General features: G+C 57.3%; 1 protein-coding gene. It reads left to right on the forward strand.

Annotation, left to right across the window (positions count from 1 at the left end; all coding sequences use genetic code 11):
* On the forward strand, window positions 1-471 hold a 471-nt coding region (locus ACZBJS_RS42780), incomplete at its 5' end, for a transposase (RefSeq protein WP_463440364.1).
* Window positions 472-480: the final 9 nt, after the last annotated feature.

Consider the following 480-nt stretch of genomic DNA (forward strand, 5'->3'; position numbering starts at 1 on the left):
ACTCATCCGGTCGCCACCGTTAAAGACGCCTGGCAGATCGTCTCCTGGTACCGCCAGCGCTGGATCATTGAGCAACTCTTTCGCTCGCTGAAGAGCCAGGGTTTGCGCATCGAGGATAGTCAGATCGAGAGCGCCGAAGGCCTGATCAAGCTCGTGGCGGTCGCCACCAGAGCGGCATGTATCGTCATTCAACTCGTTCAGGCCCGCAACAGTGGCGAAGAATTGCCGGCTGAATTTGTCTTCACCGCAGAAGAGATCGAGACGCTCAGGGCCATCAACAAAACCATGAAAGGTCGCACCGAGCTTCAGAAAAACCACCATCGCCCCAACACTCTTGCTTGGGCGGCATGGATCATCGCAAAACTCGGCGGATGGACCGGCTACGCCTCCCACCGTCCACCTGGACCAATCACCTTCCACACCGGAATGGCCCGCTTCCAAATCCTCGCAAATGGCCCGACAAACGTGTAGATGCACTAG

This window comes from Bradyrhizobium sp. KZN70725 (genome assembly GCF_055264925.1).